Consider the following 14,245-nt stretch of genomic DNA (forward strand, 5'->3'; position numbering starts at 1 on the left):
GCATATATGATGCGCGAAACCAGACAACAGCACAGCAGCCCTGAATACGACGGCGTGAGCTTTATTTTGGCCGAAGATGGCCATGAGATTCCGCTGCGGCATTGGCCGGTTGAGCACCCGAAAGCACTGGTGCATATTGCCCATGGCATGTCAGAACACAGTGGCTGTTATGCCGATGCCGCCGCCCGCTTAAATGCCGCCGGCTATGCGGTGATGGCGCATGATCATCGCAGCCATGGCTTGTCGGTGCCGATTGCCGCACTTGGCGAGATCAGCGAAACCCAGCATTGGGAAGCGGTTTGCGCCGATATGCGCAGCGTTAATCATCACGGCAAAGCCACCTACCCCGATGTCCCGTGGATTTTACTTGGCCACTCCATGGGCTCATTTATCAGCCTCGCTTACGCCGAACGCCATTCGCACACCGTTGATGCCCTGGTGCTTGAAGGCAGCAACTATGAAGCCCCGTGGTTTACGTGGTCGGCACATTGGTTTGCCAAGCTCGAATGCTGGCGTCAGGGCGAAAATGGACGCAGCGCCATCATTCACGCCCTCACCTTCGGCAAATTCGCGAAAGCCTTTGGCAATGACAGCACCAGCTACGACTGGCTCTCGCGCGATAACACTTTTGTGCAGCGCTACACCAACGACCCGCGCTGCGGCATCACCTGCACCAATGGCTTCTGGCGTGACCTGCTCGAAGGCTTGAGCCGCACACAACGTATGAGCAATTTGCGCAAAATCCGCAAAGACTTGCCGGTCTATTCGTTTGCCGGCTCGAAAGACCCCGTCGGCCATGATGGCGTCAATGTCGCCATTCTCGATGACAAGTTAGAAAGCGCCGGCCTGCTCGATGTGACGCTGAAAATATACGAAGGCGCACGCCACGACCTCTTCCATGAGACCAATAAAGACGAAGTCTATGAGGACTTGCTGAGCTGGCTCGATGCCACGCTATTGCGCGTGGCACAGCCAGCTTGCGAGCTGAAAGCGCCGCAAGAGCCTACCGCGTGGTTAGCGGGCAACGCCTAATTGCTGCACGGATGCCAAGGATTGGCGGATGTGCTCAGCCGGCCCGGAGTCACTTAAGCTCGACACCACCTTGCCATCGCGGCCAATCACATAAGATACCCGCGAGGCGTAACTGCCGCCGTAGGAGCTCGCCGCGTGGTATTGGCGAGCGACCTGGAGGCCTTGATCGGCGGCCACCGCAAAGCGCCCTTGGCAATGGCTAACCGAAAAGCGCTTCAGTGTCTCGAGATCATCACCCGAAATACCAATGACTTGCGCGCCGGCTTTTTCAAACGCCGGCATGGACTCGGCAAATAATTTTGCTTCAATGCTGCAGCCCGGCGTAAAGGCCGCGGGGTAGAAGTACACCACCAACGGCCCTTTTTTCAGCATGTCACGCGCATCCACGTGAATGGCTTTGCCGGCCTGCGCCGCCGGCAGTGAGAACGTCGGTGCCGCCGAGCCCACGGCCAACATCGCCTGAGCGGGCAAACTCAGCGCACACACAACAGCCATAACGAACGATTTAAGCATGACATACCTCGCTTAATTGGCCGCCTGCATGGCCGCGCGAATGGCCTCAATGCGGTCACGGTTAGCATCAAAATCATAATAGCCAATGCGTGAAGACGAACGCACATCCACGCGTTGATCATCGGACTGCATGGCAAACTCCACGTCATCGACAAAACCCATCAATGACGTGGTGAACTCGGCATACACATAACTGACATCCTGCTGCACCACTTGCGCACCGGGCATATCAGCCACCACAGCCGCTAAACGGGCCATATACGTGCCTTTGTCGCCAGTGACCATGAGTGGCGCAATGGCTTTTTTGTCGCCCTCAGGCGCTTGGCTACCAACGGCGTGCGGCGCCGATGGCAGTGGCGCTAAACGGCCTTCGGCGTTGACGCCGAGGTTATCGGGGCGTGAACCTGATAACAGGCCAGCAGATGCTGTGGTGCTGAGCGTAACAAGTGCAACGAGTAGTATTTTTTTCATGATTATTTACTCAAGTAGCGCATCGCATCTTCGATGCCTTTTAGGGTAAGTGCGTGCATTCGATCTTCGATGAGCTTGAGCGTCATCTCCGTCGACTGCGTCATCTTCCAGTGCTTCTCCGGCTCAGGATTGAGCCAGACAATTTTCTGAAAATGGTTGGTTAGGCGCTGCATCCACAACGCGCCCGGCTCTTCGTTGAAATGCTCAACCGAGCCACCTACGGAGGCAATTTCATAAGGCGACATGCTGGCATCGCCAACAAATATCACGCGGTAGTCGCTGCCGTATTTATGAATAATGTCGTAAATACTGATGCGCTCACTGTGCCGGCGCATATTATTTTTCCACACGGACTCATAAATGAAGTTATGAAAATAGAAAAACTCTAGATGCTTAAACTCGGTTTTGGCCGCCGAAAAAAGCTCTTCGCAAATGCGCACATACGGATCCATCGAACCGCCAATATCGAAAAATAGCAGCACCTTGACGCGATTTTTACGCTCAGCGACCAGGCGAATATCGAGCAGGCCAGCATTGTGGGCGGTATGGCGAATGGTGTCATCGATGTCGAGAATTTCTTCGGCGCCCTGCCGCGCAAACCGCCGCAGCCGACGCAGCGCGAGCTTGATATTACGAATGCCGAGCTCAACATTGTCGTCGAGGTTACGAAAATCGCGCTTTTCCCAGACTTTCACCGCGGACTTATTGCGCGATGGCCCAGCCATGCGAATGCCCTCAGGATTAGCGCCATAGGCGCCAAAAGGTGAGGTACCGCCGGTGCCAATCATCTTATTACCGCCTTGATGACGCTTTTCTTGCTCCTGCAAACGCTCCATGAACTTTTTCATCAGCTCATCGAGCGAGCCTGACTTTTGCAGCTCAGCCAACTCCTCAGGCGAGAGCTGTTTTTCCAGCTCTTTGCGCAACCAGTCTTCCGGAATGGTTTTGTTCAACAGCTCAGCCGAGACGCCTTCTAGGCCATCGAAAAATGCCTTAAAGGCGCGATCAAATTTGTCGTAATGGCGCTCGTCTTTGACCATGCAGACTTTCGCGAGCTGATAAAACGCCTCGCTGTCGGCATAGACCATGCCGGCTTTCAGCGCGGCATTGAGATCGAGCAGCTCACGAATGCTCACCGGCACTTTGTGGCTGCGCAGCGTCTCAAAAAAATGTACTAACAAGGCGACTCTCCCGCCATCACTTAGGCATTTTCACGACGGTTCATAAACGCCAAGCGCTCCAACAATGCCACATCGGCCTCGTTTTTCAGCAAGGCGCCATAGAGTGGCGGAATGGCCTTGCGGGTGTCGCGATTGCGCAGCACATCTTCAGGGATATCATCGGACAAAATCAGCTTTAACCAGTCGATGAGCTCCGAGGTGGTCGGCTTTTTCTTCAAACCCGGCACTTTGCGCAAGTCAAAGAAAATATCCAACGCTTCTTTCAAAAGCGCGCCTTTGATACCGGCATGATGCACCTCAACAATGGCTTTCATGGTCTCGGCATCGGGAAATTGGATGTAGTGAAAGAAGCAGCGGCGCAAGAAAGCATCGGGCAGCTCTTTTTCATTATTGGAGGTAATGATGACAATGGGACGATGCTTAGCCTTGATGGTCTCGCCGGTCTCATAGACAAAAAATTCCATTTTATCGAGCTCGGTCAGCAAGTCATTGGGGAACTCAATATCGGCTTTGTCGATCTCATCAATCAGCAATACCACGCGCTCCTCGGCGGCAAACGCCTCCCAAAGCTTACCCTTTTTAATGTAATTGCTGATGTCATGCACGCGCTCAGTACCGAGCTGCGAATCGCGCAGACGCGACACCGCATCGTACTCATACAAACCCTGCTGCGCCTTCGTGGTCGACTTGATATGCCATTGAATCAGTCGCACACCAAAGGCCTCAGCAACCTGCTCGGCCAGCAAGGTTTTGCCAGTGCCCGGCTCGCCCTTAATGAGCAATGGCTTTTGCAAAGTCACTGCGGCGTTTACGGCCAGCGTCAGCTCGGGCGTGGTGATGTACTGATCAGTTCCAATAAATTGCATATCAATTCCTATCTGCTCAACGTTGAATTAGGTGTCGTTTTTTGGCGACTCTGAATGCACTAGCGCATCAATGCTCAGCACAAGACCCGCGACAAAACACCACGGTAACAGCGATTTCAATGAACCCTGGTGGGTCATTAGATCAAAAATGACGGCAATTGCCGTGGGCAGCAGCGTTAATTGGCCACTGCTCATGGTTAATGTCGGGGTAAATAACATCACGCCCAACAATAACCGCAGCAAACGCATCACGCGACTGCTGCCGCGCAACAACAAGCTGCTCGCCAGCCACCACACCACGCCTGCTGACAGCAAATACACCGGCCACATGAGCGTCGTGATTTCTGCCTCAGTCATCGTGTTTTTCCTCTCGCCGCTGATGGCTCCATGCTGGCGTTTGATCGGGGTTGATAAGCCATGGCTCACGCGCGGGCGGCATTTGCAAATAAAACCCCTGCGTCTGAATCTTCTCCAACACTTGTGTTACATCAGCGCGCGCTAAAGGCCGCTGAGCCGAGAGCATGATGTCGGTGACATGTACCGGCGCACCAAACTGCTGCATCAATACGTCCGGCACACGCGTGAGACCGTCAGCGCGTGTCGTGTAAAGATACATTTCATCTTTTTTTCGACTTTTGTAAATGGAACAAAACACAGGACTCATGACTTATCTCGATTTCATACTGGCCAGACGTTGCGCTGACCAGTCATCCAATAATGGCTGATGCCTGCTCAGCACATCGGCAATAATGGGCGACACATAGGGTACACGCCAGCCACTGAGCTGATCGAGCGCGCAGGCAATCGACACATCCACTGCTTGAATAATGACACGCTCAGCCAAGCGCTTGCGCCACAACACCTCTATTGGCATGCCTAAGCGCTCCGCAAGCGGCTGCATGGCGCGCTTAAGCGTATCAAATAACTTGCTGGCTTCACGAGGCAATGGTGCCGGCACCGGCGTTGGCCAAGTGCTCTCATCGGCTCGTGCTGCATGCATAAGCTCAATGAGCGCGTCACCGTCTTTGCGGGCCACCCGCGGATTGAGCTCGCTGATGCCACGAAAATCCGCGCTGTGTTGCGGCGGATTCACCGCCATTTCAAATAGACTCAATGGCTTCAGCAAATGCCCGCGTGGCACATCACGCTGCATGGCCTGCGTTTCCCGCCACTGCATGAGCGCCTGCAAAACAGCGCTTTGTTGACGCGAAAGACGCCAGGCATTGCCATGCTCGCGCCAGAGTTGCTGCGGGTCGGCCGGCGGCGACAGTCGACACACCTCGGCGCATTCAGCCTCGTAAATCGCCCACAGATCCTTCGCTTGCAAGCGCTCACGCAGCACCTCATAGAGCGCGGGCAAATGCCGCACATCGAGGGCAGCATAGTTTAGCTGCTGCTCGCTCAAGGGCCGCGCCAACCAGTTTGAGCGCGACGCATCTTTGGGGATGTCGATGTGTAGGATCTGCGCCAAGGCTTTTTGATAGCCCAGCTGCAAACCCTCGCCGAGCATAGCCAGCGCGATTTGTGTGTCGTGAACACCGGCCACCGGACCATCGCTATAGGGCGTTAATACCTCGAGGTCTTCCGAGCAGGCGTGCATGATTTTTAATGGGCCATTGGCGCCAAGTAGCGGCGCTAGGCATGAAATATCGGGGATGGCTACCGGATCGACGAGTATCTCGCCGAGGCCGTCGCCAAGTTGCAGCAAACCGAGTTTCGGGTAGAAGGTGTCGACACGAATAAACTCGGTATCGATGGCTAGCGGTTCGGCGCGCTGCCAACGCGGCAGGCTTTCAGCAAGCGCGTTGGCAGCGGTAATGAGGCTGTATTCGGGCACTAAATATCCAGTTGTTTGGCAATCACTTCGTTCATGATCTCATAGGTGCCGCCGCCAATGGAGAGAATCCGGTTATCGCGATACAAACGCTCGACTAATGACTCGCGCATATAACCCATGCCGCCGAAAATTTGCACGGCCTCGGTGGTCACGTAATCGCTGACTTGCGTGGCAAAGTTCTTCGCCATCGACACCTCTTTCAACGATGGAATGCCCTCACTCATGCGCGCCGCCACACGGTAGGTAAACTCGCGACTAGCCTCTAAACGCGTGGCCATATCGGCAAGTTTGTGACGAATGATGGGCATACGGCCTAACTGCTTACCAAAGGCTTCGCGCTCTTTCGCCCAGCGCAGGCTTTCTTCGAGTGCCATGGTTGAGGTCATATTGGCCATCACCGCCAAGTTTAGGCGCTCCATTTGGAAGTTGCTCATGATCAGCATAAAGCCAGCATTTTCGCTGCCAATGAGATTGCTAGCGGGCACTTTCACATTGTCGAAAAAAATCTCTGCGGTGTCGGATGCCCACCAACCCATTTTGCGTAATGGCTTGCCGGTAGAAACACCCGGCAAGTCACGATCAATAACCAATAAACTAATACCGGCATAGCCTGGGCCGCCAGTACGCACCGCGGCAACATAAAAGTCGGCGCGAATGCCGGAGGTAATGTAAATCTTGCTGCCATTGACAATGTAATCATCGCCAACGCGCTCAGCACGGGTTTTCAGGCCGGCAACATCGGAGCCGCCCGAGGGCTCAGTGATAGCCAGCGCAGCGATTTTTTTACCTTGCAAAGCCGGTACGGCATAGCGCTGGCGCAAGGCGTCACTACCCCATTTCACAATGGGCGGCAGAGCAATATCGAGTGAGCCAATGCTCGCAGCAAAACCACCGGAGCCACTGCGCATGATCTCTTCGGTCATGGCCACTTTCAGAAAAATATCGTCGCCAGTACCCCCTAGCTCTTCCGGGTAACCGACACCAAGCAGGCCCGCACTCGCGGCTTTCTCATACATTTCGCGCGGAAAAGTACCCGCCTCTTCCCAGTCGTTGATATATGGCAGCACTTCGCGCGCAACAAACTGGCGCGCGCTGTGGCGGGCTATTTCAGTGGTTTCAGTAAAATAGGTTGGGTAAAAAGACATGACAGACTCCTAAAGCGCCGATCGAAATAACGGCGTGACCGAGCGGTTCTATCATTCATTACGCGATGGCTCAAGAAAATATTTTATTAAGTAATGGATCGAGCCAAAAAGCGCTGCACATCGAGCACCGAAAATGGCCAATAAAGCACGGCGTCAGCACTGAGTCGTAACACAGGGATCTGCTCGCCATAGGCCAGACACAGTGCCTCGTCGAGCGCGATATCGACGGACTGCCAATGAAGCGGCTGCACCCGTGCGAGCTGCTCAAGCACGCGCTCGGCGTCATCACAGAGGTGACAACCGAGTGTGCCAAGTAGCTCGATCACAGCGCCGGGCGGCTGCGATGGCGAATGCGCCAGCAACGGTGGATTTTTGGGTTGCGCTGATAATCAAAACCGATGGTCGCGGCACTGATATCCTCAATAGCGAACTGCGCCATCAACGCCTCATCGAGCTCGAATTTGCGGAAGTTATTGGAAAAATACAGCGTGCCATCGGGCGTAAGTAAACGCATGGTGAGTTGCAACATGCGTACATGATCGCGCTGCACATCGAAAACGTCTTCACTGCGCTTGGAGTTAGAAAATGTCGGTGGGTCGAGGAAAATCAGCTCGTACTGCTCGATGGGTCGCGCCGCCACCTCCTCCTGCAACCACGCCATGACATCGGCCTGAATGAGGCGATTGTCATCATCTGGCAAGCCATTTAACGCCAAATTGCGCTCGGCCCAGAGCAGATAAGTCGGCGACAAATCCACCGTCGTGGTGGTCTGCGCGCCGCCTAATGCCGCGTGAGCGCTGACCGTGCCGGTATACGCGAAAAGGTTTAAGAAGTGCTTACCTTGTGCTTCGCGGGCAATGCGCTCGCGCATCGGGCGATGATCCAAAAACAAGCCAGTGTCGAGATAATCGGTCAAGTTAACCAGCAGTTGCGCCTGCCCTTCGCGGACCTCAAAAAACTTGCCGCGCTTGGCCTGCTTTTCGTATTGCTGTTTGCCGCTTTGACGTTCGCGTACCTTCAAAAACACTTTATCGCGATGCAGACCCATGACGTGACGGGTAGCACGCAGGGCTAGCTTGAAGCGCATGGCGGCTTTTTCAGGGTCCACGGTTTTCGGTGGTGCGTATTCCTGCACATGTAAACGGCCATCATAGACATCAATGGCAATATTGAATTCAGGTAAGTCGGCGTCATAGAGCCGGAAGCAACGAATGCCCTCAGCATTAGCCGCCTTGAGCGCGGCTTTGAGATTTTTCTGCAGGCGATTGGCGAAGTCCATGGCCTCGGGCGGCAGCTCATCATCGCTCGGATAAAACGCCAAGGGCTGCTCAGCTTCGGCGGGTATGACGCGGCCATGGCGAGCAAAAATCGGCAACGCCCCGTTAAATAAGCGTTGCGTGTTTTTGTGCTCTAAACCCAAGGCATCGGCATGCTCAATATTGGCGGCCAGCACCACCGCATCCCAGTTCGGCAAATGCTTACGCAGTTCACGACCCAAGGCGCGGTAAACATACTTAATGCTGTCTTCTTCGCCCAAACGCTCGCCATAAGGCGGATTGGTGGCGACCACACCGGGCACAGTGAAATTCATACCGGCACCGGTATTAGCCGCATCCCAGTCGGCAGGCAACGGCCAGTCACCAATGCGCTGTTGGGCAAAATGAATCCATTGCGCCACGCCGGCGGCCTGGGCGTTACGTTGAGCACTGCGTAAAGCATCGGCATCGGCATCAAAGCCGACAAGCTGAGGCGGTGCTTGGTCTTGTCCAGCAATACGCCGCGCTACGGCGTCATCACGAACCTCACGCCATATCGTGGCATCGTGCCCTAGCCAGCCCTCAAAGCCGAAGCGCACACGCGCCAAACCCGGGGCAATACCCGCCCACATTTGCGCGGCCTCAATGAGCACCGTCCCGGAACCACACAGTGGGTCAAATAAACGACCTTGCCCGCGCGTCGGCCAGCCCGCCTGCATGAGCAGCGCGGCGGCTAATGTTTCTTTTAATGGCGCATCGGTTTGCGCAACACGATAGCCACGACGATGCAGGCTATCGCCGGAAAAATCGATGCTAACGCTGATGTTTTCGTCTTCAATAAACAGGTGCAAGCTGAGGTCAGGCTGCTCACTATCGACTGATGGTCGGTTACCCGTGCGATCGCGAAAACGATCGACAATGCCATCTTTCAAACGCAAGCTCGTAAAGCGTGTGTGTGTGGCTACGCCCTTCGCTGCCGCGGCGCGAATGGCAAAGCTCGCGTCTTCACGCAAGACATTTTCCCAAGGGTATTTTAATGCCGTTTGGAAGAGCTTATCGGGATCGCCGGAGGGCACGCTAAATAACGGAAGCAGCACGCGCGAGGCTAACCGCGACCACAAACAGATACGATAGCCCGTGGCCAAATCGGCCTGCACCGAGATGGCACCTTTGAGTTGACGCGGGGCGCTCGCCCCTAAGGCAAGCAACTCGTCTATGAGCAGTTCATCGAGGCCATCGGCAGCGGTAACAATCCACTCGCGTTGTGCGGAGGTACTCATGAAGACGCTCCAACACTCGCATCCACCGTCTGGCGCCGCTTCAGTGCGCGTGATGCGCCAATAACCGCCTGCGTAATGACATCCGGCCCTTCATAAATAAAGCCGGTATATATTTGCAACAGCGACGCACCGGCCGCTATTTTTTCGGCCGCCGAATCCGCATTAGCAATTCCGCCAACACCAATGACCGGCAGTTTGCTATTGAGCGCGGTATGAAACTCGCGCAACACGCGAGTCGCTGATTCACGCACCGGGCGGCCACTCAAGCCCCCGGCTTCATCGGCAAACTGCAGGCCAGCAACAGCCTGACGCTCGATGGTGGTGTTGGTCGCAATGACGCCATCGATGCCCTGCGCGATGAACACCGCCGCCATCGACTCCACATCGAGCAAGCTTAAATCTGGCGCTACTTTCACCAATAGCGGCACGTATTTGCCATGTTGCTCGGCAAGCTCCAATTGGCGCGCCTTCAAGACAGCTAATAACTGGCTCAAGGCGGCTTCATTTTGAAGGCTGCGCAAACCTTGGGTATTGGGCGATGAAATATTGACAGTGATATAGCTTGCGTAAGCGTAGACTTTTTCTAAGCAAATCAAATAGTCATCGGCGGCCTGCTCCACCGGCGTGTCGGCATTTTTGCCAATATTAATGCCCAAAATGCCAGCAAACTTCGCGCGCTGAACATTGCGCACCAAGGCATCGACGCCGTCGTTATTGAAGCCTAAGCGATTGATGATGGCGTGGGCTGCCGGCAAACGAAACATGCGTGGCTGGGCATTGCCCGGCTGCGGACGCGGCGTGGTGGTACCGATTTCAATAAAACCAAAACCCAGTGCCGCCAATGCGTCAATGTAATCGCCGTTTTTATCCAAGCCGGCAGACAAGCCCACCGGGTTTGGAAACGTTAAACCGAGTATAGAGACAGGGTGTGATGGCGGCTGCGGCCAGCGTTGCAATAAGCCCATGCGCTCTGCCCAGCGCAGGCTGCCAAGCGCGACATGATGCGCGGTTTCAGGTTCAAGTTGAAACAAGGCGGCGCGCGCCAACGAATACCACATCAGTCACATCCCAGAGCATCAAGAGCGCCAGATTATACGCTATGGCGCGCGCCCTGAGGCCGCGCACCCTCGCCTCTGGTACGAATTAATCGTGTGCCGCGCGAATTCGCGTCAGTGTCTCGCGTGTGTCCGATGATAAGGACTCATTCAGCAGAGCATCGAGTGTTTTCAGCACACAGGCTTGCCGCGCAGGGTCTAATTTTGGCCAGATGCCAAGCGCGCCGGCCAAGCGTGATGCCAATTGCGGGTTGCGCGCATCAATTAACAGCAGCTGCTGCGCTAAGAGGTCATAGCCTTTGCCCGCCATGTCGTGAAAAGCTACCGGATTATTGCTGGCGAACTGACCAACAACAGCCCGTACGCGGTTGGGCACGGCGGCATCAAAATCATCATGCTGGAGTAGTGCCTCCACTGTGTTACGCGCTGAGGCGTGCGGCGCACTGGCCTGCGTGGCAAACCATTGATCGAGCACCAAGGGCTCATGCTGCCAACGCGCATAAAATGCCTGCACCGCTGCATCGGCACCCGGCAATTGCTGATGCACGAGCGTAGTTAGCGCGGCCTGCTCGGCACTCATGTGCGGCGCGACCGACAGCCAGCGCTGCGCCATCGTGGCAGCAGCTTCTGGCTGCAGACGGGCCAATGCGTCGAGGGCAACCGCCTCAAGACTGCGCGCGGCCATCGCGGCGGCACTGTAGACATAGGGCGTGAGCATGTGCTCATTGGCGAGAATGCTCTGCAAACTGCCTTCGAGTGGAGTTAGCACTTGTAGCAGCAACGCCTCGCGCGCGCGCTGTAGCGCGGCGGGGTCGTAGCAACTGACCTGATCAGACAGATAGGCCAAGTTGGGCAATTGCAAGAGCTTACTGGCCAGTGCCGGGTCACTGGTCGCGAGTGCTGGCCACATGGCCGCCAAGGCACCTGCCAAGGCACTGTCTTGTGGTTGACGAGCGCGCACATCGCCCCGACGGTACTGCTCAGCGAGCGCTAAAATTTCGCGTGTCGCCAAGGTATAGGTCGCCGACCATCGATTAAAGCTGTTGCTATCTAGGCGAATAAGCCGCGCTAAATCCTCATCACTGAGAGCGGCTTGTACCCGCACTGGCGCACTAAAGTCTCGAAATAATGACAACACGGGGGCTTGCTCAACCTGGCTGAAATGCCACGTTTGCTCCGCTTTTTCTAAGAGCAGCTGATGCGAGCTCGCGCTCACACTCGCCAATGTTGTGGTGAGCTCACCCGTCTCGCCAATAAACCCGAGGCGCACTGGAATCGGCAGTGGCTCGGGCGTCACGCCGGCATGCGACGTTTGCGACTGGGTCAGCGTTAATGACAAGGTCTTGCTATCGGCATGCCACGCACTCGTAACACGCACCACGGGCGTGCCGGGCTGGCGATACCAACGCAGCCATTGGCAAACAAAGGTATCAACGGCTAAGCCATTGGCAATGGCCATGCTGCTGAGGAAATCTTCGACAATGGCGGCTTGGCCATCGTAGGTTTTGAAGTAATGATCGCTGCCGCGGCGAAAGCCTTCTGCACCTAAAAACGTGTGCAGCATGCGCGCGATCTCAGCGCCTTTTTCGTAAATCGTGAGTGTGTAGAAATTATTAATTTCAACAAATGATTCAGGCCGCACAGCATGCGCGAGTGGCCCGGCATCTTCGGCGAATTGGTGGGTTTGCAAAAATGCGACATCTTCCAAGCGCTGCACCACCGGCGAGAGTTGTTCGGCGGAGAACTGCTGATCACGAAAAACCGTAAAGCCCTCTTTCAGACACAACTGAAACCAGTCGCGGCAGGTGACGCGATTACCACTCCAATTGTGGAAGTACTCATGCGCTACTACCGCTTCCACGCGCTGAAATCCGGCATCAGTGGTTGTGGCGGGATGGGCCAATACGCAGCTGGTATTAAAGACATTGAGACCCTTGTTTTCCATTGCGCCCATATTGAAATGTGACACCGCAACAATCATGTATCGATCAAGATCGTACTCGCAGCCATAGCGCTGCTCATCCCAACGCATCGCCGTTTGCAGCGAGCGCATGGCGTGATCGCATTTGTCTTGATCGACCTCCGCGGTGTAAATCTCTAGCGCGACCTCGCGGCCACTGGCGGTGGTAAAACTATCGCGCAAGACCGCCAAATCGCCGGCCACCAAAGCGAACAAATAACTGGGCTTGGGATGCGGGTCTTCCCAGGTGGCAAAATGTCGGCCGTTCTCGGCCTTACCGCTCGCCACACAGTTGCCATTGGACAGCAGCACCGGGCAGCTGGCTTGGTCGGCAACGATGGTGGTGCGAAATGTCGAGAGCACATCCGGGCGGTCAGGAAACAGCGTGATTTTGCGAAAGCCCTCAGCCTCGCATTGCGTGCAATATAAACCGTGCGAGCGATACAGACCTTCAAGTGCTAAATTTTTATCGGGATAAATACGCACTTTCGTGCTCAGCACGCCGCCCTCGCCAGCCCCATTAAACTGCCAAGTTTCCCCCTGCCATTGCCAGTCATCGGCGCTGAGTGGCTGATCATTCCACGCCACACTGAGCAGCTCCAAATCGGCACCGAGCAGCGTTAATGCAGCATCTTTAGGGGCGGATGCCGCACGCTTAAAGCGCAGTGTTGCGCTGACCTCGGCGCAGTCGCTAAGCAGTTCAACATGCAGGTCCGTGTGCTCAAGCGCATAGTGTGGTGCTTGATAGTCTTTCAAATAAATAGTGATTGCAGTCAAGCCTACTTCAGTCTTCATAGCACAGTCACTTCCCACTCATAGCCGGTGTATTTGCGTACATTGAGTACGCCGGTGTCGAATAATAAATATTGGCCTTTAATGCCGGTCAGCACGCCCTCCACGACACCCTTTTCGGGGGCTAGGGACTTCGCCTTCAGGGCAAACGCTTGTACCGGATAGTCCAGCGCCAGTACCTCGGCTTCCAAGGGCTCAATTTGCCCCGGGTATTCGGCCATCAAGGCATCAAGCTCAGCATGACAGAGCTCAAATAAACGCTCCCGCTCAGCCGCCAAATCAACATCGGCATAGTCGCCCTTCACTAAAGCCTGCCATTTGGTTTTATCGCTAATGTGCTCAGCCAGCACCACCTCAATTAGGCCCGATAAACGCCGCGAGGCAACCCGAAAAATCGGCAATGCTTGGCCTGCGCCTTGATCGATCCATCGCGTGGGGATTTGCGTCTCTCGGGTGATGCCGACTTTTACGCCTGTCGAGTTGGCGAGGTAGACCACATGCGGAATCATGCAATGCGTCTGACCCCAGTCCGGCTCGCGACACGTCCCCAAATGATGATGGCAGGTCTCCGGTTTCATGATGCACATATCGCAGGCGGCTAAAGTGATTAGGCAGCGATAGCAGTAGCCTTGGTTAAAGGACTTATTGCTCGATTTGCCACAGCCCACACAGGTGATGCGCTCAGAGCAGCTAATGCGCAACGTATGACCAATGTGCTCATTGAGCGAGAAGTCGAGGCCGTCGAGCGGTAAAAAATAACGCAAGGCATCAAGCCCTAAGGCCTGTTGGTCGACCCGCATTTTCCGTACAGTACCGCGCATATTGGCTCCTTTTGTGGGGCGAAAATAGGATGTGTT

The 14,245-nt window shown here is 55.2% G+C and carries 14 protein-coding genes; 1 reads left to right on the forward strand and 13 read right to left on the reverse strand.

Translation table 11 applies throughout. The annotated features are described in order from the left end of the window. Positions 1–6 precede the first annotated feature (6 nt). A complete protein-coding gene (locus DFR26_RS10165) occupies positions 7–1,032 on the forward strand; it encodes an alpha/beta fold hydrolase (RefSeq protein WP_181899051.1) in 1,026 nt (341 codons plus the stop codon). Here the strand turns inward: DFR26_RS10165 and DFR26_RS10170 are convergent. The 13 genes from DFR26_RS10170 to DFR26_RS10230 all read right to left on the reverse strand — a co-directional run bounded on the left by DFR26_RS10170 (position 1,015) and on the right by DFR26_RS10230 (position 14,209). Beyond that, positions 1,015–1,545 carry a peroxiredoxin gene (locus DFR26_RS10170; protein WP_116208854.1) on the reverse strand — a complete coding sequence of 177 codons (531 nt, stop codon included), beginning with the start codon at positions 1,543–1,545 and terminating at the stop codon, positions 1,015–1,017. The two genes, DFR26_RS10165 and DFR26_RS10170, sit on opposite strands and share 18 nt — an antisense overlap. Before the next feature lie 12 nt (positions 1,546–1,557). Further along, positions 1,558–2,016 (reverse strand): DUF1499 domain-containing protein, encoded by a 459-nt coding sequence (locus tag DFR26_RS10175; RefSeq protein WP_116208855.1) that lies wholly within the window; start codon positions 2,014–2,016, stop codon positions 1,558–1,560. Between the two features lie 2 nt (positions 2,017–2,018). Further along, entirely contained in the window at positions 2,019–3,197 is a 1,179-nt protein-coding gene (locus DFR26_RS10180; RefSeq protein WP_116208856.1) for a vWA domain-containing protein, read from the reverse strand. A gap of 20 nt (positions 3,198–3,217) precedes the next feature. Beyond that, a complete protein-coding gene (locus tag DFR26_RS10185) occupies positions 3,218–4,063 on the reverse strand; it encodes an AAA family ATPase (protein ID WP_116208857.1) in 846 nt (281 codons plus the stop codon). 27 nt (positions 4,064–4,090) lie between these two features. Then, a complete protein-coding gene (locus DFR26_RS10190) occupies positions 4,091–4,420 on the reverse strand; it encodes a hypothetical protein (RefSeq protein ID WP_116208858.1) in 330 nt (109 codons plus the stop codon). Next, positions 4,413–4,718 (reverse strand): YcgL domain-containing protein, encoded by a 306-nt coding sequence (locus DFR26_RS10195; protein ID WP_425453371.1) that lies wholly within the window; start codon positions 4,716–4,718, stop codon positions 4,413–4,415. The genes DFR26_RS10190 and DFR26_RS10195 overlap by 8 nt, the downstream gene beginning before the upstream one ends. A gap of 12 nt (positions 4,719–4,730) precedes the next feature. Continuing rightward, positions 4,731–5,900, reverse strand: a complete 1,170-nt coding sequence (locus DFR26_RS10200) for a ribonuclease D (RefSeq protein WP_116208860.1) — start codon at positions 5,898–5,900, stop codon at positions 4,731–4,733. Continuing rightward, positions 5,900–7,045 carry an acyl-CoA dehydrogenase family protein gene (locus tag DFR26_RS10205; RefSeq protein ID WP_116208861.1) on the reverse strand — a complete coding sequence of 382 codons (1,146 nt, stop codon included), beginning with the start codon at positions 7,043–7,045 and terminating at the stop codon, positions 5,900–5,902. The genes DFR26_RS10200 and DFR26_RS10205 overlap by 1 nt, the downstream gene beginning before the upstream one ends. An 86-nt stretch (positions 7,046–7,131) precedes the next feature. Further along, positions 7,132–7,371 carry a glutaredoxin family protein gene (locus tag DFR26_RS10210; RefSeq protein WP_116208951.1) on the reverse strand — a complete coding sequence of 80 codons (240 nt, stop codon included), beginning with the start codon at positions 7,369–7,371 and terminating at the stop codon, positions 7,132–7,134. Then, the gene (gene rlmKL / locus DFR26_RS10215) at positions 7,368–9,581 is read right to left on the reverse strand and encodes a bifunctional 23S rRNA (guanine(2069)-N(7))-methyltransferase RlmK/23S rRNA (guanine(2445)-N(2))-methyltransferase RlmL (protein ID WP_116208862.1); all 2,214 of its coding nucleotides are present in this window, start codon (positions 9,579–9,581) and stop codon (positions 7,368–7,370) included. The genes DFR26_RS10210 and rlmKL overlap by 4 nt, the downstream gene beginning before the upstream one ends. Then, positions 9,578–10,639: a quinone-dependent dihydroorotate dehydrogenase gene (locus tag DFR26_RS10220; RefSeq protein ID WP_116208863.1), complete on the reverse strand. Its 1,062-nt coding sequence runs from the start codon at positions 10,637–10,639 to the stop codon at positions 9,578–9,580. The genes rlmKL and DFR26_RS10220 overlap by 4 nt, the downstream gene beginning before the upstream one ends. Before the next feature lie 85 nt (positions 10,640–10,724). Then, a complete protein-coding gene (gene pepN / locus DFR26_RS10225) occupies positions 10,725–13,391 on the reverse strand; it encodes an aminopeptidase N (RefSeq protein WP_116208864.1) in 2,667 nt (888 codons plus the stop codon). Next, complete coding sequence (locus tag DFR26_RS10230) at positions 13,388–14,209, reverse strand: DUF2797 domain-containing protein (RefSeq protein WP_116208865.1); 822 nt, start codon at positions 14,207–14,209, stop codon at positions 13,388–13,390. Before DFR26_RS10230 ends, pepN begins: the two co-directional genes overlap by 4 nt. Positions 14,210–14,245: the final 36 nt, after the last annotated feature.

It is taken from the genome of Paraperlucidibaca baekdonensis (genome assembly GCF_003387535.1).
Taxonomy (GTDB): Bacteria; Pseudomonadota; Gammaproteobacteria; order Pseudomonadales; family Moraxellaceae; genus Perlucidibaca; species Perlucidibaca baekdonensis.